Source organism: Ruegeria sp. YTSC004 (assembly GCF_059609805.1).
On sequence record NZ_JBXWMJ010000007.1, the window covers coordinates 252,444 to 270,208 of the forward strand.

Here is a 17,765-nt window from a genome sequence, read left to right on the forward strand (position 1 = left end):
CATGTTGAAACCGATGCCCCTGTCCGAGGCGCAGAGCCTTCCGTTCTGGCGCCGCCCTGTGACGCTCTTGTTCGTCATGGCGCTGACGATGCCGATTGCCTTCAACGCGTGGAGCGCGCTGTTGAACAATTTCGTCATTGAGGTGGCGAATTTTGACGGGGCCGACATTGGGTTACTGCACACTGTGCGGGAGATCCCTGGTTTTCTTGCTGTTGGCGTGATTGCGGTGATCATTTTCGTGCGTGAGCAGGTGCTGGCGATGATCTCGCTAATGATGTTGGGTGTGGCGACTGCGGTGACTGCATGGTTTCCCAGCCTCGGCGGGTTGTTGTTTGTTACGCTCTTCAGCTCGATCGGCTTTCACTACTACGAAACGGTGAACCAATCGCTGCAGCTGCAATGGCTGCCCATAGATCGCGCGCCGCAGGTTCTGGGGTGGCTGGTGGCCATGGGGTCTGCCGCGACTGCAGTGGTCTATGGCTTGATCGTTTTGACCTGGGACCGGTTTGATCTGTCCTACAACATTGTATTCATGGCCGCTGGTGGTGTGACTGCCCTGCTGGCGCTGTTCTGCCTGTTCGCATTTCCGCAATTCGATGCCCCAACTCCGCAGACCAAAAAACTGATCCTGCGTCGTCGGTACTGGCTGTATTACGCGCTACAGTTCATGGCCGGCGCGCGGCGGCAGATCTTTGTTGTCTTCGCGGGCTTCATGATGGTCGAGAAGTTCGGGTTTGAAGTTCACGAATTGACCAGCCTCTATCTGATCAATCTGGTGATCAACATGGCGGCGGCCCCGATGTTGGGCAAGGCCGTATCGATGTTTGGCGAACGCCGCACGCTGGTCTTCGAATACACCGGCTTGGCGATCGTTTTTGCGGCCTATGGTGGTATCTACTGGTTTGGTTGGGGCGTGGTACTGGCTGCAACCCTATATGTGATCGACCATGTTCTGTTCGCTTTGGCGCTTGCTCTGAAGACCTACTTTCAGAAAATCGCCGATCCTGCAGATATCGCACCGACGGCGGCTGTGGCGTTCACGATCAATCATATCGCCGCTGTGTTCCTTCCTGCGCTTCTGGGCCTGCTGTGGGTCATCTCACCTGGTGCAGTCTTTACACTGGCCGCTGCGATGGCGATGATCTCGTTGGGATTGTCCTTACTGATCCCGCGCCACCCGGAACCGGGCAATGAAACGATCTTGTCGAAATACGCGCCGGCACCTGCCGAATAAGCGCCAATGCTTGACCTTGGCGGGCCATCGCCATAGGCGCTGTGTCAATTGATACAGGAGGCCCTCATGCCCACATTCACTGCGCTGACTACACTGACCGGTAAAAAAGCTGCCGAAGGGCTGGGCGAAGCGATGGAGCGTCTGGATCCGGAACCAACCGGCGTTGGTGTATTCGAGGTCGAGGATGGTTCGGGACTTTGGGAAGTTGGTGGGTATTTCACCGAAACTCCGGACGAAACCGCTTTGGCCGTCTTGGCCGCCGCGTTTGAGGCCAAGCCGTTTGTTGTATCAGAATTGCCCGATACCGATTGGGTGGCCCATGTGCGCCGGGAACTGGCACCGGTCGATGCTGGACGGTTCTTTGTTTATGGCAGCCACGACGCTGACAAACTGCCTGAGGGACGCATCCCGCTACTGATCGAGGCCGCAATGGCCTTTGGCACTGGCCATCACGGCACCACTTTGGGATGCCTAAAGGCGCTGGACCATCTTCTGAGCCAAGGGTTCACGGCGACCAAAGTGGCCGATATCGGCTGTGGCACTGCCGTGCTGGCCATGGCGGCAGCGCGGGTCTGGGAAGGTGAGATCATCGCCAGCGATATCGACGAAGTGGCTGTTGATGTCGCCGAGGCCAACCTGAAGGCCAATGGAATGGCAGGCAAGGTCCGTTGCGTGGAAGCGGCGGGCTTTGACCATCCCGATCTGGGCGCGATCGCACCTTACGATCTGATTTTCGCAAATATCCTCAAGGGGCCACTGGTTGCTCTGGCCCCCGAAATCGCAGCGAATCTGCGCGTCGGTGGATACGCAATTTTATCTGGAATCCTTAACGAACAAGCCGATGATGTGGTTTCTGTTTATGTACAAAACGGTTTCAATTTAGAGAAAAATGACCAAATTGGTGAGTGGACGACGCTAATATTAAGCAAACAGGGCTAAATTTGGGCCATTTACTGGAGCTTTCTGGAGTTTTGCCTCGATTTTGTCGCATTCTGTTTCTACCGTCTTAACGTGGAATCGGGGGGCGGTTTTGGAGGCTGCCATGACGGGAAAACAACTAGAATTTGATCAGCGCGTAAATCGCCTGAGCAAGAAACACGCAAAACTAAGCCGTGGCTATCGCGCGACGATGCGCAAGGACGGGTTGGTTGTGATGAAACCGCAGAGGGTGAAGTCAGCTTTACCCCTTAAGGTTCTACTGATGTGTCTGCTTGGGTTGTTTGCATTCAAGACCTTCTTGCTCACCAGCCTTGGGCCTTCGGGCTATCAATACAGGGTTGACGCATTGAACGAGGGCACCTCGGTTGAACAAGCCGGTGCCTGGGTGATGCAAATCGATCCGGTATCGCTGATGCTTTCGGAACAGCTGGCACGGCTGCTGCCCTGACGTCCGGCCAAAGAATCGGAAACGCCGCGCATTCTGCATGCGCGGCGTTCTGCTTTGCCCCCGAGGGAGGGAAGGGACATATGAGTGGGTGTGTTAAATCTTAACGACGACCATCGGCCACGACGTCAATATCGCCACGGCACAGTCCGATATCTTCCAGCTCGCGATCTGTCAGACCGCTCAGCGTGTTACGAGTAACGCGGGCGTCATTCCATTCGACAGCGGCGTTCACGACCGATGCGAAATATGCGCCGATACGGCCGACGAGGCCGAATGAGCCGATGGTGGTGCGGGTGGTGTCCAGTGCAGCCATATCCTGTTTCCTTCTGGTTTAAGTTTACGTTTTGATCGTTCGATCTGAGCGGCATCTAGTGCCGCCAAATCGGCTGTGCAAGTGCGGAAATTGCAACTGTCCTATGCGTTTTTTGCAGAGCTCAAGATTCATTAGAACCCCTTAATTTATTGGCCATTTTTGCTTCATGAAACGTGTCGATTTCAGACTTTTGACTGTCGCAAACTGGCCGTTTTGTCGCCTGTGAAACAGGTCTGTCGTTTTTGCGCTCTCTGTCAATTCGCTTGGAAAATGTTCACGCTTCGTGCTAATCCGTAAAAAAGATCACAAAAACTCGAGCAGGCCGAGGCGAAATATGCGGATTTTGGGCATTGATCCGGGGCTTAGGACCCTGGGATGGGGCGTCATCGAATCGCATGGCAGCCGCCTGAGCCACGTCGCCAACGGACTGTGCAAGTCTGACGGGGACGATTTGGGCGAGCGTTTGCTGTCTCTCTACAATCAAATCGTCGAAGTCATTGCAGAACATCAGCCCGATCAGGCGGCCATCGAACAGACCTTCGTCAATAAGGATGGGGCTGGTACGCTGAAGCTGGGCCAGGCGCGTGGTGTGGCGTTGTTGACGCTGGCGCAAGCAGGGCTGCCCGTGGGGGAATACGCGCCCAACCGGGTTAAGAAAACGGTTGTGGGCGTTGGGCATGCCGAGAAAGAGCAGGTTCTTCATATGGTCAAATTGCAACTGCCGGGCTGTAAGCCCAAAGGGGCGGATGCCGCGGATGCGCTGGCGATTGCCATCTGTCATTCATATTACGGCGCAGCGCCGCAGGCGCGCGTGAAAGAGGTGCGGGCATGATCGGGAAACTGACCGGACGACTGGACTATCGCGCAGCGGATCACGTGTTGATCGACGTGCGTGGGGTTGGATACCTGGTTTACTGCTCGGACCGGACCATGGCCGCGCTGCCGGGCGTTGGCGAGGCTGTCTCGATCTATACCGATATGGTGGTGCGCGAGGACCTGATGCAGCTTTTCGGGTTTTTGTCTCTGGTCGAAAAGGAATGGCATCGCCTGCTGTGTTCGGTTCAGGGCGTTGGGGCCAAGGTCTCGCTCGCTATACTGTCCGCGCTGGGTCCGGATGGGGTCAGCCGTGCCATTGCGCTTGGGGATTGGGGTGCCGTCAAGGCGGCGAAAGGCGTGGGCCCAAAGACGGCGCAGCGGATCGTGCTGGATCTAAAAGACAAAGCGCCGGGTGTTATGGCGATGGGCGGGACCGTGACCGAAGCGATGGACGGTCCCGGATTGGAAGTTGTTGAGCTGTCTGAACCGGCACCAGCGCCCAAACAGGCGGCCAAGCCTGCCTCGGGGTCTGCCGCAGCTTCGGCGGGGGCACTGTCAGCCCTTGGCAATTTAGGGTACGGACCATCCGAGGCGGCCTCGGCCGTGGCCGAAGCGGCCGCCAGCCTACCGGATGCAGGCGAGGCTGAATTGATCCGGGCGGCGCTCAAGTTGCTGGCTCCGAAAGGGTAACTGAATGGTAGACGCCGATCCCACATTGCGCCCCGATCCCTTGCCCGAGGATAACGACCGCGCCCTGCGTCCGCAGGGGTTAGACGAATTCATCGGTCAGGCCGAGGCGAGGGCAAATTTGCGCATCTTTATCCAATCCGCGCGTATGCGGAGCGAGGCGATGGATCACACGCTGTTTCATGGCCCTCCGGGCCTGGGTAAAACGACGCTGGCACAAATCATGGCGCGCGAGTTGGGGGTGAATTTCCGCATGACCTCGGGGCCGGTTCTGGCCAAGGCGGGTGATCTGGCCGCGATCCTGACCAATCTGGAATCCCGCGATGTGCTGTTCATCGACGAAATCCACCGTCTGAACCCGGCCGTCGAAGAGGTTCTGTATCCGGCGATGGAGGATTTCGAGCTGGATCTGGTGATCGGCGAAGGCCCGGCAGCGCGGACTGTGCGGATTGAGTTGCAGCCGTTTACTTTGGTCGGAGCAACGACGCGGATGGGCTTGCTGACCACCCCATTGCGCGACCGATTTGGCATTCCGACGCGGTTGCAGTTCTACACAGTGGACGAGTTGCACGAGATCGTTACGCGCAATGCCCGCAAACTGGGCGCGCCTGCTGATGATGCGGGCGCCAGAGAAATTGCGCGCCGATCGCGCGGGACCCCGCGGATCGCAGGGCGATTGCTGCGACGGGTGGTGGATTTCGCCATCGTCGAAGGCGATGGACGTATCACCCTGGATCTGGCGGATGGCGCGCTGACGCGGTTGGGAGTGGATAATCTGGGCTTGGATGGTGCCGACCGGCGATACCTTAAGCTGATTGCTGAGAACTATGCCGGTGGTCCGGTCGGGATTGAGACCCTGTCGGCTGCGTTGTCGGAAAGTCGCGATTCGCTGGAGGACGTGATCGAGCCCTATTTGTTGCAGCAAGGGCTGATCCAGCGCACGCCACGCGGTCGGATGTTGGCGCAGAAGGCTTGGACGCATCTGGGAATGGCGGCACCAAAGGGCCAGAGCGATCTGTTTGGTTGAAGCTGAGGCCTTTAGATTTTATGCCTTCGGCAAGAGTACTTTCGAAAAGATGAAGGATTGGGCGTGACCCCCGAAGACATTCAGTCGTTGTTCACCCGTGAAAGCGGAGAGTTCCTGTTTGCGCGTTGGGGTCGGCCCATCGTGCCTATCGTCTTTGGGGTCGAGGATGAAACCCTGAACACCGTCAAGGGCGCGTTTGAGGCCGTGGTTAGCCTGGCCGATCATAAGATGGCCGAAACGGATCCGGAACTTGGTGCGAACTGCATGGTGTTCTTTTTCCGCGACTGGAAGGAGCTGCTAGAAGTTCCAGATCTGGATCGGTTGGTTCCCGATCTTGCCCCGCTGGTGGACCGGCTGATCGCGGCGGATGCAAATCAGTATCGGGTGTTCCGCTTTGAAGAGGACGGTGCGATTCGAGCCGCGTTTGTTTTCCTGCGCATGGACAAAGAGCTGTCCAAGATTCCGGCCGAGACACTGGCGCTCAGCCAGGTGGTGCAGACCATTTTGCTGTGGTCGGACACTGCGTTTAGAACGCAATCGCCGCTGGCGGTCGCCGAGGGGGTGACAGTCCTGCGCCCCGATATCGCCGGGCTGATCCGGGCAGCCTATGATCCGGTTTTGCCGAGGGCAGCGCAGGACCCGGCGCACGGCCTGCGATTGTTTGCACGGATGCAGCAGTCGCAGTGATTTAAGCTGAGATCATCTACGATTTGGATGTGTTGCGGTGTTGAAAAGCGCTTAACAAGTCGCTTCCCGTGTCAAAAAATGCGTCGTCGCCCACCAAATCGGTCACGCCGTACCTGTCCAACTCTGACCGGACATGCGGTTCGATCAGGAGGAATACCAGCCGGATGTTCTTTGCCTGCAGGAGCTTGAGGACATTGCGCAGCGTGTAGCCCGCGGTGAAGTCGATGTCATCGATGGCCGAGGCTTCGATGCAGAACCAACGTACTTTGTTATCTGATTCATGGGTGATTGTCGCGATCTCATCCGAAAGCCGCTGTGCATTCGCGTAGTAAAGGCTGTGCGAGAAGCGATAGATGACGAGCCCGGGTTCGAATTGGTTTGGCACGGAAATGGGTTTTGAATGCCAACCACCGTCTTTGGTTTTGACGATCACTGAATTTTTGGGGCGGTAGCCGCGGCGGGTATGGTCGATCAATGACAGCACCATCGCAAAGATGATGCCTTGTTCGACCCCAACGATGACGACAACCGCAGCCGTGGCGACTGCAATCCAGAATTCTGATCGGGCTTGCCTGTAAATTGCAATCAGGCCTTTCAGGTCGATCATTTTCAGGCCGATCAGGAACACGACTGCAGACAGTGCCGCATTCGGCAGGTAGGCCAGTGGGCCGGTCAGGAACAGTATGACCACCAAGACGATCAAGGCGGTCGTCAGTTGTGCCACCTGACTGCGGCCACCGGCGCTGGCCACCATCTCGGTTTTTGTCGGGCTGCCATTTACAACGAATGTGCCCGTGAAGGCTGCCCCAAGATTGGCCAGGCCCAGCCCGACAAGGTCAGTGTTCTCGCTGAACTTCTCTTCGTAACGCGCCGCATAGGCCCGCGAAGTTGCGGCGCTTTGGGCCAAGATCACAACGAAGATGGACAGCGCGGTTGGCAGCAATTGTTTGAACAGGGTCCAGCTCCAATCCACGTTCGGGACAGAGAGCGCAGGCAAGCCGCTGGGGACCGAGCCCAGTACCGCGATGCCGGATGCGGCGAATTGGAACGCCCAACTGCATAGGATTACCCCAAGTATGGCGAATAACGGGCCGGGTAGTTTCGGTGACAGCTGCCGGCATCCGACGACGATCAGCAGAACTGCCGCCGCTACCGCCAATGTGGGCCAGCTTGTCTGGTCGATGTTCTGAATGGTTGCCTGAAGCTTGGCGATGGTCCCGTGACCGTCGCTTTCGATCCCTAACAGTCCGGGGATTTCACCGGTTGCGACCTGAATGCCCACGCCTGTCAAGAACCCGACAAGAACTGTTCGGGATAGGAAATCAGCCAGAAACCCCAAGCCGATGAGGCGTGCGGCAATCAGAAGAACAGCAGCCATCAGCGCCAACAGGGACGCCAACGCCAGATACTCGGACGAACCCGACACTGCCATGCCAGCCAGAGCCGAAGCCGTAATCGCCGCCGTGGCAGAATCCGCCCCCACCACAAGATGACGGGACGAACCGAACAGCGCGAACAGCGCCATTGGGATAAGGATAGTGTACAATCCCGTCACAACCGGCGTGCCTGCGATTTTGGTGTAGCCCATGACCTCGGGGATCGCGAGGCAGGCAAAGGTCAGGCCTGCCAAAATTTCCGCAGGCAAGGTCGCGCGTTTGAACGGCAAGATGCCCTGAAGGACTGGAAGAAAGAACATCCTCTCTTCTTTTGGTCCTTTAGTCATTGAAACTCCTGTCGGATTCACTTGGTATGTATGAAAGCCTAGAGGGCAAATCTTCGAATTTCGATAGCGGACTTGGGAAGGTGGGAACTTTGTCCCCGCAAGGGATTGCAGGAACCGCGGCAACCATGCATCTGTTTCAGAGCAGGATTTGCCCCGCGCGTTACATATTTGAGAGACCGGACCTGATATCATGGCCAATGAAGCTGATGCGCCCCACAAGCATATCTTTCCGATCCGGGTCTACTATGAAGACACCGATATGGGCGGGGTCGTATACCACGCGAACTACCTCAAATTTATCGAACGCGCGCGATCTGACTATGTGCGCCGTCTGGGCAACGATCAGAACGCGATGCGCGATGGTGGGATCGTCTGGGTCGTGCGCCGGATCGAGGCCGATTACGTCGCGCCCGCGAAGTTCGATGATGAGTTGATCGTTGAAACTTGGTTGTCGTCAATCTCTGGTGTGCGGCTGACCATGGGTCAGTTGGTCAAGAGGGGGGAGACCGAGATCTTCCGCGCCTCGGTGACTGCTGTTTGCATGAACGCGCAGGGCAAGCCGGTCCGCCTTCCGGCAGAGATTCGCGCATTAATGTAACAATTTGTCGGTCAGGGGTGGTTATGTTGGCTTTTCATAACCAACTGCGATAGCGTTTGGCAAAACAAGGCCAAACGAACGGCCGTCAGGCAAAAAAACAAAGAGCAGGTTCATGGAAGCTGAAACGCTGGCGCTGGCGCAGGAGATCGATTTCTCCATGTGGGGGCTGTATGCCCGCGCGACCTTTGTCGTCAAACTGGTGATGTTGATGCTGATCGCTGCATCCATCTGGTCTTGGGCGATTATCATTCAGAAATTGATCAACTACCGCGCCGCCCGTCGCGAAGCGCAGGTGTTTGACGAGGCCTTTTGGTCCGGCAACCCGCTGGATGAGTTGTTCGAACATATCGGATCGCAGCCCGACGGCAGTTCCGAGAAGATTTTCGCCGCTGGAATGATCGAATGGCGCAGGTCGCACCGAACGGATGGCGGGCTGATTGCGGGGGCCACTGCGCGGATTGACCGTTCGATGGATGTCGCGATCGCCAAAGAGTCCGAGACACTGCAAAAAGGATTGCCGATTTTGGCGACGGTGGGCTCGACCGCGCCGTTTATTGGCCTGTTCGGGACCGTTTGGGGCATCATGAACGCGTTTATCGAAATTGCCGAGCAGCAAAACACCAACCTGGCCGTTGTGGCACCCGGCATTGCCGAGGCGCTTTTGGCCACGGGCCTGGGTCTGTTGGCTGCCATCCCGGCGGTGATTTTCTACAACAAGCTCAGTTCTGATAGTGACCGGATCGTGGGTGGCTACGAGGCTTTTGCCGACGAGTTCGCCACCATCCTGTCGCGTCAGTTGGACAGCTAAAATGGGTGCGGCGGTTCAGCAGAACGGAGGCGGGAACGGGCGCAGACGCGGCCGTCGACGCGGTCGAGCGCAGCCGATGGCCGAGATCAACGTGACTCCATTTGTAGACGTTATGCTGGTGTTGCTGATTATCTTTATGGTGGCGGCACCGCTGTTGACTGTCGGCGTGCCGGTGGACCTGCCCAAAACCGCGGCAAGCGCCTTGCCGGGCGATAACGAAGAGCCGCTGACAGTCACGATGACTGCAGAAGGGCGCGTTCAGATTCAAACCACGGATGTGGCGCGCGAAGAGTTGATCGGCAAGCTGCGCGCCATTGCGGCAGAACGCAGCAGCGACCGGGTGTTCCTGCGGGCGGATGGTGCAATTCCATACGCGCAGGTGATGCAGGTTATGGGTGCGCTGAATGCAGGTGGGTTTTCCAATGTGGGGCTGGTGACCGACACCGGCGGCCCCGCGCTGGACGATGGTGGAGAGTGAGGCCGCGCGGTGGATACCGGCACCAAGATCTCGGCAATTGCCCATGTCAGTTTGATTTCGTGGGCTCTGTTTGGCGGCACCTTTCGGTCCGAACCATTGCCTATGCCCGTGCAGGATATCTCGGTGATCTCGGCTGAACAGTTCGCAGCAATGACGGCTCAAAGTGAGGCGCCTGAGCTGCCTACGCCAACTGCCCTGCAACAGCCCGATGCGCCCGAACAGGAAATCCCCACCCCTGAACCGGTGGAGCAGGAACCTCCGACACCTGAAGTGTCTGAGCCAAATGAACCAGAGCCAGAGCTGGAACCGGAACCGCTGGCCCCCCCACCCGAACCGGTCGTGATCGAACAGCCCCCCGAATTGGCCCCCCCAGAACCCGAGGCCGTCGTTTTGCCCGCCCCGCCAGGGCCCGAGGCACAGCCGCGGCCTGCGGATAAAGTAGCGCCTGAACCTGTTGCACCGCCGCCGCCTGAAGCCGCGCCAGATGATATTGAATCCCCGGCTGTATCGCTGGACGAGGGAGCTGAAACTCAGCAAGAACAGCAGGATCAAACGGCACCCGAAGAGGCCACGGATGAAATCGTGACCGAGGCGGAAGAAGCCAAGGAATATGCGCCGCGCAGCTCTCCGCGCCCGCTGGTGCGACCGAACCGGCCGACGCCGCCGGCGCAGCCCGAAGTGGCCGAGACCGAAGAACCGACCGAACCAGAGCCCGCGCCAAGTGATGAAACCGCGATCAACGACGCACTGGCCGAGGCGCTGGGGCAGAGCAGCGAACCGTCTGGTCCACCCCTGACTGCGGGTGAGAAGGATGCTATGCGACTGGCTGTGTCGAAGTGCTGGAACGTTGGTTCCCTGTCCACGGACGCACTGCAAACGGTCGTTGTGGTCGGGTTCTCGCTGACACCGGATGGCAAGGTGCTCGGCGGTAGCCTGAGCATGTTGGATAGTTCCGGCGGTACCGATGCGTCTGCAAGACAAGCTTATGAGGCCGCCCGGCGAGCGATTTTGCGCTGCGGGGCCAAAGGATACACCCTGCCTGCTGACAAATACGAACAATGGCGGGATATTGAGATTACATTCAATCCCGAGAGGATGCGGATCAAATGATGAGATTTCTGACCAGCCTGTTGCTTGGCCTGACAATTTTGGCGGCGCCTGTGTATGCACAAAGCGGACCGCTGCGTCTTGAGCTGGATCAGGGGATTATCGAACCCTTGCCTTTTGCGGTGCCGAATTTCGTGCCCGACGGGCCAGCGGCCACACAATACGCAAACGACATATCGCGCGTCGTGGCGGCGGACCTGACGGGAACCGGACTGTTCCGAGAGATTTCTTCTGACGCATTCATCAGCCGGGTCAGCAGTTTCGAAGCCCCTGTGCAATTTGCCGATTGGAAGGCCATCAATGCTGAGGCCTTGGTGACAGGGGCGGTCAATGTCTCGGGCAAACGCCTGACCGTGCGATTTCGCGTTTGGGACGTATTTTCGGGCCAGGAATTGGGCAATGGTCTGCAGTTTTCCGGCACTACAGATGGCTGGCGGCGCATGGCACACAAAGTGGCCGATCAGGTTTATACCCGAGTGACCGGCGAAAGCGGTTACTTTGACAGCCGCGTCGCGTTTGTGTCCGAAAGCGGTCCCAAGAACCAGCGTCTGAAGCGTCTGGCAATCATGGATTACGATGGCGCGAACGTTCAGTACCTGACCGACAGCGCCGCGATTGTTCTGGCCCCACGCTTTTCGCCTTCGGGAGATCGGCTGTTGTACACCAGCTATGAAACCGGTCAGCCGCGCATTTATGTTTTGGACGTTGATCGGGTCAAACGGACTGAATTGAAGACACAAGACGGCACCATGAGCTTTTCGCCGCGCTTTTCGCCGGATGGCCGCTCCATCGTCTATTCGCTGATTCAGGGCGGCAACACGGACCTTTGGAAAATGGATCTGGCCTCGGGCCAGAGCGTGCGCTTGACGAACACACCTGCCATTGAGACCGCGCCCAGCTATTCGCCGGACGGGTCGCAGATCGTGTTCGAAAGCGACCGCTCTGGCACACCTCAACTGTACATCATGCCCGCAAATGGCGGAGAGGCGACCCGCATCAGCTTTAAACAGGGGCGGTATGGTACACCGGTCTGGTCGCCGCGTGGTGACCTGATCGCCTTTACCAAACAGAACAAGGGTCGGTTCCATATCGGCGTCATGCGGACAGACGGCAGCGAGGAACGCCTGCTGACGTCGTCCTTCCTGGATGAGGGGCCAACATGGTCGCCGAATGGCCGCGTCATCATGTTCACCCGTGAATCGCAGGGCGCAAGCGGTCGGGCGACACTGTATTCGGTGGATATCTCGGGTCGGAACCTGCGCCCGGTACGTACACCGGATGGTGGCAGCGATCCATCCTGGGGCCCACTGCAGAAGTGATCGGGGCAGGGGGTTGGAAAAGTTCACAAATTTCCTGCACTGTGATAACAGAGACAGCAATAAAGCAATAAAACGACGAGGCACCTGAAATGAATGTATTGAGCAAAGTCATAGCATTGGGCGTGCTAAGTGTAATGGCCGCCTGTACCAACAACGATCCTTCGGCACTGGGCGGTGGCGCGGGCGGTAGTGGCTCGATCCTGCCGGGTTCGCCCAGCGACCCCCAGTCACCGGCCTATTTCCAGCAAACTGTTGGCGACCGCGTGTTGTTTGAGGTCGATCAGTCGACCCTGACCGGGCAGGCGCAGACGATATTGCAGGGACAGGCAGACTGGCTGCTGGCCAATACGGATTTCGTCGCCACGATCGAGGGTCACGCGGACGAACAGGGTACTCGCGAGTATAACCTCGCTCTGGGCGCGCGTCGCGCCAATGCGGCGCGTGAATACCTCATTTCACGTGGGGTCGCGGGCAACCGGTTGACCACCGTCAGTTTCGGAAAGGAACGCCCGATCGAGATTTGCAGCACCGAGGAATGCTATTCCAAAAACCGTCGTTCGGTGACGGTCCTGACCGGTTCAACTTTGGGGTAAGATGATGCGAATTGCAGGATGGGTTCTGGCTGCGGTCGTGGCGACTGCGGGCGTGGCAAGTGCACAGGATCAGCAAACCCTGGCGGATATCCGTCAGGAGCTTACTGTGCTGCACGTCGAGGTTCAGCGCCTCAAGCGCGAGTTTTCAACCACCGGATCTCCGGCACCCAATCTTGCTGGCAGTTCCGTTCTGGAACGTGTTGACGCCATTGAGGCTGAATTGCAGCGCCTGACCCGTCAGACCGAGCAGTTGAACCAACGTGTGCAGAACATTGTTACTGACGGAACCAACCGGATCGGCGATCTGGAATTCCGCTTGGTTGAGTTGGAAGGTGGCGATCTCAGCACGCTTGGCGAGACCTCGACCCTGGGTGGCGAAACCGAAATCACCGCTGCGGCACCGACAACACCTACTACCCCGACGGCACCGGCCCCGACGGATCAAGGTGAACTTGCCGTGGGTGAGCGCGCGGACTTTGATGCCGCATCACAGGCGCTGGCGGATGGCAACTATCAGACCGCAGCGGAGCAATTCGCCACATTCGAAACCTCGTATCCCGGCAGTCCGCTGGCCCCCGAAGCCAACTTGAAACGAGGGCGGGCGCTTGTTGGGATCGGTGACACGCGTGAGGCCGCGCGGGCCTTTCTGGCCAGCTTTACCGGCGATTCCGAAGGTGCATTCGCACCCGAGGCGCTGTTTGAGTTGGGCTCGGCGCTGGGGCGTCTAGGGCAGACCGATCAGGCTTGCATCACTCTGGGCGAGGTGGGCGTGCGGTTCCCGTCGTCGACCTCGGCCACGAATGCCACACAGGAAATGGCAAGCCTGGGCTGTTCTTGACAGAAAACGCTGAAGAACTGCGCGCCGGGATTCGGGCGCGTTTGCCGCGAACCCTTCCACCGCGCATGGGTGTGGCTGTCTCTGGCGGGGGCGATTCAATCGCCCTGCTTTTGCTGTTGAATGATATTGCCCAAAACGAGCAGGTTAAATTGTTCGCGGCGACCGTTGACCACGGTTTGCGCCCCGAATCCCAAGCCGAAGCGCAGAAAGTAAGCGAGCTTGCCGCGCGTTTGGGTATCACGCATCAAACGTTGAAATGGACAGGGTGGGCCGGTCAGGGGAACCTTCAGGATCAGGCCAGACAGGCGCGTTATCGGCTGTTGACCGAATGGGCCACACGCAATGCGATCAGCGCGATTGCGTTAGGCCACACCGCGGATGATCAGGCCGAAACCTTCCTGATGCGGCTAGGCCGCGCAGCTGGTGTTACGGGTCTGTCGGGCATGCCGGTTGACCGGGTTTTGGATGGCGTGACGATGTTGCGGCCGATGCTTGGTATAACAAGGCAAGCATTGCGTGGCTATCTGTCTGGTGAGGGAGTTGGCTGGATCGAAGATCCCTCGAATCAGGACCTCCGGTTTGACCGGATCAAGGCACGGCAGGCCTTGTCTGACCTCAAGGATTTGGGGATCACGGCCAGTTCTTTGACCCGAGTCGCAGAAAACCTTGCGCAGGCGCGTGAGGCGTTGGAGCGTTTTACGCAGGAATCCGCCCGAAAAATCGCCGTGGTGGAAACCGGTGATGTATGCTTGGATCGCACCGCCTTTCAGTCTTTGCCTCAGGAAATCCAGCGCCGGCTTGTGATCGGCTGCATCGCATGGATTGCCGGAGCGGGGTATCCACCACGCCAAACGTCGGTGGATCAGGCTGTGAAGGCTGTTAAAGAGGGTATCGCTACGTCGGTCAATGGCTGTTTGTTTGTCCCAAAGGTCAATAAAACGTGGATTTGCAGAGAGCTAAACGCCGTTCAGGGCGAAATCGCGCGCCCCGGCGAGCCGTGGGACAAACGCTGGATTCTGTCAGGGCCTTCGACCGCTGGTGTACAAATCCGACCGTTAGGCGAGCAAGGCCTGCCTAGGGTTCCAGATTGGCGGGACTTGGGTAAACCACGTCAGGTCTTGTTGGCTTCACCCGCTGTTTGGCTGGGGGATGAACTGGTGTCAGCTCCAACCGCCAGATTGTTGAATGGATGGACGGCTGAATTGGCCCCCGGAACGCCCGAGTTTCATTCTTCTTTTTTATCGCATTGAACCTCCTTGAATCATCTCTATTTTATAGAGCAACCCGGCAGACCCCCATCTGCCGAAATCTTTTGGGAGACTTTCCTTGGGCAACGCTCGTAACATCGCCTTCTGGGTCGTTCTGTTTTTGCTGATCCTTGCACTGTTCAATTTGTTCAGCGGACCAGGCGGGACACTTCAGAGCAATGAAAGAACTTATTCTGATTTCGTAACGGCCGTTCAAGCCGACGAAGTCAAGAATGTGACTCTGGATGGCGAACAGATTCGCTATACCACGCAAAGCGGTGCCAGCTATGTCACCATCAAACCCGGCGATGCCGAGGTCACCAAACTGCTGATCGACGAGAACATTCCCGTTCGCGCCGAGAAACAGCAGCAATCCGGTTTCCAGTCGTTCCTGATCACGCTGCTGCCGTTCCTGCTGCTGATTGGTGTCTGGGTCTATTTCATGAACCGGATGCAGGGCGGTGGCAAAGGTGGCGCGATGGGCTTTGGCAAGTCTAAGGCCAAGATGCTGACCGAAAAGCATGGCCGCGTGACATTTGACGATGTCGCAGGCATTGACGAGGCCAAGGAAGAGCTGGAAGAGATCGTGGAATTCCTGCGCAACCCGCAGAAGTTCAGCCGTCTTGGCGGCAAGATCCCGAAAGGCGCGCTGCTGGTTGGCCCTCCGGGCACCGGTAAAACGCTGCTGGCCCGTGCGATTGCGGGTGAGGCGGGTGTTCCGTTCTTCACAATCTCAGGTTCTGACTTTGTTGAGATGTTCGTGGGTGTCGGTGCATCCCGTGTGCGTGACATGTTCGAACAGGCCAAAAAGAATGCGCCCTGTATTGTGTTCATCGATGAAATCGACGCCGTGGGGCGTCATCGTGGTGCCGGGTATGGCGGCGGGAACGACGAACGCGAACAGACGCTCAACCAGTTGCTGGTTGAGATGGACGGGTTCGAATCCAATGAGGGTGTGATCATTCTGGCGGCCACCAACCGTAAGGACGTTCTGGACCCTGCGCTGCTGCGCCCCGGCCGTTTTGACCGCAACGTGACCGTCGGCAACCCCGACATCAAAGGCCGCGAGAAGATCCTGGGTGTGCACGCGCGCAAGACACCTCTGGGTCCCGATGTCGACCTGCGCATCATCGCGCGTGGTACTCCGGGCTTCTCGGGCGCTGATCTGGCGAACCTCGTGAACGAGGCCGCATTGATGGCGGCGCGCGTTGGCCGTCGCTTTGTCACAATGGAAGACTTCGAGAACGCCAAGGACAAGGTGATGATGGGTGCCGAGCGCCGTTCGATGGTGCTGACGCAAGACCAAAAGGAAAAGACCGCCTATCACGAATCTGGTCACGCGGTCGTCGGACTGTCGCTGCCGCTGTGCGATCCGGTTTACAAGGCGACCATCATTCCGCGCGGTGGCGCGTTGGGTATGGTGGTGTCGTTGCCGGAAATGGACCGTCTGAACTATCACCGCGACGAATGCGAGCAAAAGCTGGCCATGACCATGGCAGGCAAAGCCGCCGAGGTGATCAAATACGGCGAAGATCACGTCTCGAACGGTCCCGCCGGTGACATCATGCAGGCCAGCCAGTTGGCGCGTGCCATGGTGATGCGCTGGGGTATGTCTGACAAAGTCGGTAACATTGATTATGCCGAGGCGCATGATGGCTATTCGGGCAACACTGCTGGCTTCTCGGTTTCAGCGCATACCAAAGAGCTGATCGAGGAAGAGGTGAAACGCCTGATCCAGCAGGGTTATGAGCGCGCGCACAAGATCCTGTCCGACAAGAACGAGGAATGGGAACGTCTGGCGCAAGGCTTGCTGGAATACGAAACCCTGACCGGGGATGAGATCAAGCGTGTCATGAATGGCGAATCGCCGACCGATGGTGATGACGAGGGTGACAAGCCGGATGAGGGCAGCGCGCCCAGCGTTACGGCCATTCCCAAGACCAAGGTCAAAAAGACCCCGCCCGACGGTGGGATGGAGCCGGAACCTTCGGCATAAAGAAATCAGACCCGGGCCAAGTCCCGGGTCTTTTCTTTTCAGCTTTTCAAATGGGCTGGTTTGACTTTTAGTACGATTTTGACGGCCCGCAGCCGAAGGGGATTTCAAATGCCGGTATTGCGAGAGACAGAATTCACGGGTGAAGTTGTTTGGCTGGGTCATGTGCCCGCGGGTGGCTCGATCCGGGCCAAAGCGGTCGATGCTTTGAAACTGGATTTCTCAGGAGACAAAGGCGAGCGGCACGAGGGTCTCAACCGGGCCTCATGTGTCAGGGTCAAGAATCTGTATCCGCAAGGCACTGAAATCCGCAACGTGCGCCAATTGTCTGTTCTGTCCGCCGAGGAAATGGACGCCACTGCTAAAGAGATGGGGCTGGATCGGCTGGACCCTTCGTTTCTGGGCGTCAGCATCCTGTTGCGCGGCATTCCGGACTTTACATACCTTCCGCCATCCTCGCGTTTGCAGGTCCGCGACGGTGTCACGATAACCGTGGATATGGAAAACCGCCCCTGTGTCATTCCCGGGCGTGAGATCGAAGCCGATCAACCCGGGTACGGGGCGTCCTTCAAGCCTGCGGCAAAGGGCCGAAGGGGTGTGACTGCGTGGGTGGAACGACCCGGACAGCTGCTGTTGGGGGACCAGATGAGCCTGTTCGTGCCAGATCAGCGGGCTTGGGCGCCCTAAGCGTCAAGCGTTTTTGATTTGAAACCGGTGAAATGACGCTACGCCGTTTCATGGCTTGAATATGTCGGAATCTCTATCCATCGGGATTGTACACAACGGTATGGATTGACCAGCACCGGCCCAGCTGCGCCGGTTAGCAGGGAATTCAACCGGGGGTTTTGCCCAATGAGCTATAAATCGGACATTGAAATCGCGCGCGAGGCGCAGAAGAAGCCTATTCAGG

The 17,765-nt window shown here is 58.0% G+C and carries 19 protein-coding genes; 17 read left to right on the top strand and 2 right to left on the bottom strand.

All coding sequences use genetic code 11. The annotated features are described in order from the left end of the window. Position 1: 1 nt before the first annotated feature. The 3 genes from AC2FFP_RS14575 to AC2FFP_RS14585 all read left to right on the top strand — a co-directional run bounded on the left by AC2FFP_RS14575 (position 2) and on the right by AC2FFP_RS14585 (position 2,621). Positions 2-1,234, top strand: a complete 1,233-nt coding sequence (locus AC2FFP_RS14575; protein WP_496767064.1) for an MFS transporter — start codon at positions 2-4, stop codon at positions 1,232-1,234. Between the two features lie 66 nt (positions 1,235-1,300). Beyond that, complete coding sequence (locus AC2FFP_RS14580) at positions 1,301-2,173, top strand: 50S ribosomal protein L11 methyltransferase (RefSeq protein WP_496767063.1); 873 nt, start codon at positions 1,301-1,303, stop codon at positions 2,171-2,173. A 103-nt stretch (positions 2,174-2,276) separates the two neighbouring features. Then, the gene (locus tag AC2FFP_RS14585; protein ID WP_109312601.1) at positions 2,277-2,621 is read left to right on the top strand and encodes a hypothetical protein; all 345 of its coding nucleotides are present in this window, start codon (positions 2,277-2,279) and stop codon (positions 2,619-2,621) included. A 100-nt stretch (positions 2,622-2,721) separates the two neighbouring features. Here AC2FFP_RS14585 and AC2FFP_RS14590 read toward each other — a convergent pair whose 3' ends face one another. After that, the gene (locus tag AC2FFP_RS14590; RefSeq protein WP_496767062.1) at positions 2,722-2,934 is read right to left on the bottom strand and encodes a DUF1127 domain-containing protein; all 213 of its coding nucleotides are present in this window, start codon (positions 2,932-2,934) and stop codon (positions 2,722-2,724) included. A gap of 334 nt (positions 2,935-3,268) precedes the next feature. Here AC2FFP_RS14590 and ruvC point away from each other — a divergent pair, with 334 nt between their 5' ends. From ruvC to AC2FFP_RS14610, 4 genes are all read left to right on the top strand, one after another. Beyond that, the gene (gene ruvC / locus AC2FFP_RS14595) at positions 3,269-3,766 is read left to right on the top strand and encodes a crossover junction endodeoxyribonuclease RuvC (RefSeq protein WP_058273216.1); all 498 of its coding nucleotides are present in this window, start codon (positions 3,269-3,271) and stop codon (positions 3,764-3,766) included. After that, positions 3,763-4,440: a Holliday junction branch migration protein RuvA gene (gene ruvA / locus AC2FFP_RS14600; protein ID WP_496767061.1), complete on the top strand. Its 678-nt coding sequence runs from the start codon at positions 3,763-3,765 to the stop codon at positions 4,438-4,440. Before ruvC ends, ruvA begins: the two co-directional genes overlap by 4 nt. A 4-nt stretch (positions 4,441-4,444) precedes the next feature. Continuing rightward, positions 4,445-5,464: a Holliday junction branch migration DNA helicase RuvB gene (gene ruvB / locus AC2FFP_RS14605; protein ID WP_109312604.1), complete on the top strand. Its 1,020-nt coding sequence runs from the start codon at positions 4,445-4,447 to the stop codon at positions 5,462-5,464. A 63-nt stretch (positions 5,465-5,527) separates the two neighbouring features. Beyond that, positions 5,528-6,151, top strand: coding sequence for a hypothetical protein (locus AC2FFP_RS14610; RefSeq protein WP_496740206.1), 624 nt, complete (start codon positions 5,528-5,530; stop codon positions 6,149-6,151). Positions 6,152-6,167: 16 nt separating this feature from the next. Here the strand turns inward: AC2FFP_RS14610 and AC2FFP_RS14615 are convergent, their stop codons facing one another. Continuing rightward, positions 6,168-7,874 carry a SulP family inorganic anion transporter gene (locus tag AC2FFP_RS14615; RefSeq protein ID WP_496767060.1) on the bottom strand — a complete coding sequence of 569 codons (1,707 nt, stop codon included), beginning with the start codon at positions 7,872-7,874 and terminating at the stop codon, positions 6,168-6,170. 190 nt (positions 7,875-8,064) lie between these two features. Between AC2FFP_RS14615 and ybgC the strand changes: the two genes are divergently transcribed. From ybgC to AC2FFP_RS14665, 10 genes are all read left to right on the top strand, one after another. Further along, complete coding sequence (gene ybgC / locus AC2FFP_RS14620; RefSeq protein WP_058273220.1) at positions 8,065-8,472, top strand: tol-pal system-associated acyl-CoA thioesterase; 408 nt, start codon at positions 8,065-8,067, stop codon at positions 8,470-8,472. 112 nt (positions 8,473-8,584) lie between these two features. After that, a complete protein-coding gene (gene tolQ / locus AC2FFP_RS14625) occupies positions 8,585-9,280 on the top strand; it encodes a protein TolQ (RefSeq protein ID WP_058273221.1) in 696 nt (231 codons plus the stop codon). 1 nt (position 9,281) lies between these two features. After that, a complete protein-coding gene (tolR, locus tag AC2FFP_RS14630) occupies positions 9,282-9,758 on the top strand; it encodes a protein TolR (RefSeq protein WP_109312607.1) in 477 nt (158 codons plus the stop codon). Positions 9,759-9,767: 9 nt separating this feature from the next. Next, positions 9,768-10,868 carry a cell envelope integrity protein TolA gene (gene tolA, locus AC2FFP_RS14635; protein WP_496767059.1) on the top strand — a complete coding sequence of 367 codons (1,101 nt, stop codon included), beginning with the start codon at positions 9,768-9,770 and terminating at the stop codon, positions 10,866-10,868. Next, positions 10,865-12,184: a Tol-Pal system beta propeller repeat protein TolB gene (tolB, locus tag AC2FFP_RS14640; RefSeq protein WP_496767058.1), complete on the top strand. Its 1,320-nt coding sequence runs from the start codon at positions 10,865-10,867 to the stop codon at positions 12,182-12,184. Before tolA ends, tolB begins: the two co-directional genes overlap by 4 nt. Before the next feature lie 89 nt (positions 12,185-12,273). Further along, positions 12,274-12,777 carry a peptidoglycan-associated lipoprotein Pal gene (gene pal / locus AC2FFP_RS14645; RefSeq protein ID WP_496726873.1) on the top strand — a complete coding sequence of 168 codons (504 nt, stop codon included), beginning with the start codon at positions 12,274-12,276 and terminating at the stop codon, positions 12,775-12,777. Between the two features lie 4 nt (positions 12,778-12,781). Next, on the top strand, positions 12,782-13,615 hold the full coding sequence (ybgF, locus tag AC2FFP_RS14650; RefSeq protein WP_496726874.1) for a tol-pal system protein YbgF: 834 nt from the start codon (positions 12,782-12,784) through the stop codon (positions 13,613-13,615). After that, positions 13,612-14,865 (top strand): tRNA lysidine(34) synthetase TilS, encoded by a 1,254-nt coding sequence (gene tilS / locus AC2FFP_RS14655; protein WP_496844493.1) that lies wholly within the window; start codon positions 13,612-13,614, stop codon positions 14,863-14,865. Before ybgF ends, tilS begins: the two co-directional genes overlap by 4 nt. A gap of 76 nt (positions 14,866-14,941) precedes the next feature. Further along, positions 14,942-16,858: an ATP-dependent zinc metalloprotease FtsH gene (gene ftsH, locus AC2FFP_RS14660; protein WP_496844494.1), complete on the top strand. Its 1,917-nt coding sequence runs from the start codon at positions 14,942-14,944 to the stop codon at positions 16,856-16,858. Between the two features lie 108 nt (positions 16,859-16,966). Continuing rightward, on the top strand, positions 16,967-17,542 hold the full coding sequence (locus tag AC2FFP_RS14665; protein ID WP_496844495.1) for an MOSC domain-containing protein: 576 nt from the start codon (positions 16,967-16,969) through the stop codon (positions 17,540-17,542). The last annotated feature ends 223 nt before the right edge of the window (positions 17,543-17,765 follow it).

Bases quoted from the DNA above. Each gene is read 5' to 3' on its own strand.
- AC2FFP_RS14575 (WP_496767064.1), top strand. From the start codon at position 2: ATGTTGAAACCGATGCCCCTGTCCGAGGCGCAGAGCCTTCCGTTCTGG.
- AC2FFP_RS14580 (WP_496767063.1), top strand. From the start codon at position 1,301: ATGCCCACATTCACTGCGCTGACTACACTGACCGGTAAAAAAGCTGCC.
- AC2FFP_RS14585 (WP_109312601.1), top strand. From the start codon at position 2,277: ATGACGGGAAAACAACTAGAATTTGATCAGCGCGTAAATCGCCTGAGC.
- AC2FFP_RS14590 (WP_496767062.1), bottom strand. From the start codon at position 2,934: ATGGCTGCACTGGACACCACCCGCACCACCATCGGCTCATTCGGCCTC.
- ruvC (WP_058273216.1), top strand. From the start codon at position 3,269: ATGCGGATTTTGGGCATTGATCCGGGGCTTAGGACCCTGGGATGGGGC.
- ruvA (WP_496767061.1), top strand. From the start codon at position 3,763: ATGATCGGGAAACTGACCGGACGACTGGACTATCGCGCAGCGGATCAC.
- ruvB (WP_109312604.1), top strand. From the start codon at position 4,445: ATGGTAGACGCCGATCCCACATTGCGCCCCGATCCCTTGCCCGAGGAT.
- AC2FFP_RS14615 (WP_496767060.1), bottom strand. From the start codon at position 7,874: ATGACTAAAGGACCAAAAGAAGAGAGGATGTTCTTTCTTCCAGTCCTT.
- ybgC (WP_058273220.1), top strand. From the start codon at position 8,065: ATGGCCAATGAAGCTGATGCGCCCCACAAGCATATCTTTCCGATCCGG.
- tolQ (WP_058273221.1), top strand. From the start codon at position 8,585: ATGGAAGCTGAAACGCTGGCGCTGGCGCAGGAGATCGATTTCTCCATG.
- tolR (WP_109312607.1), top strand. From the start codon at position 9,282: ATGGGTGCGGCGGTTCAGCAGAACGGAGGCGGGAACGGGCGCAGACGC.
- tolB (WP_496767058.1), top strand. From the start codon at position 10,865: ATGATGAGATTTCTGACCAGCCTGTTGCTTGGCCTGACAATTTTGGCG.
- pal (WP_496726873.1), top strand. From the start codon at position 12,274: ATGAATGTATTGAGCAAAGTCATAGCATTGGGCGTGCTAAGTGTAATG.
- ybgF (WP_496726874.1), top strand. From the start codon at position 12,782: ATGCGAATTGCAGGATGGGTTCTGGCTGCGGTCGTGGCGACTGCGGGC.
- AC2FFP_RS14665 (WP_496844495.1), top strand. From the start codon at position 16,967: ATGCCGGTATTGCGAGAGACAGAATTCACGGGTGAAGTTGTTTGGCTG.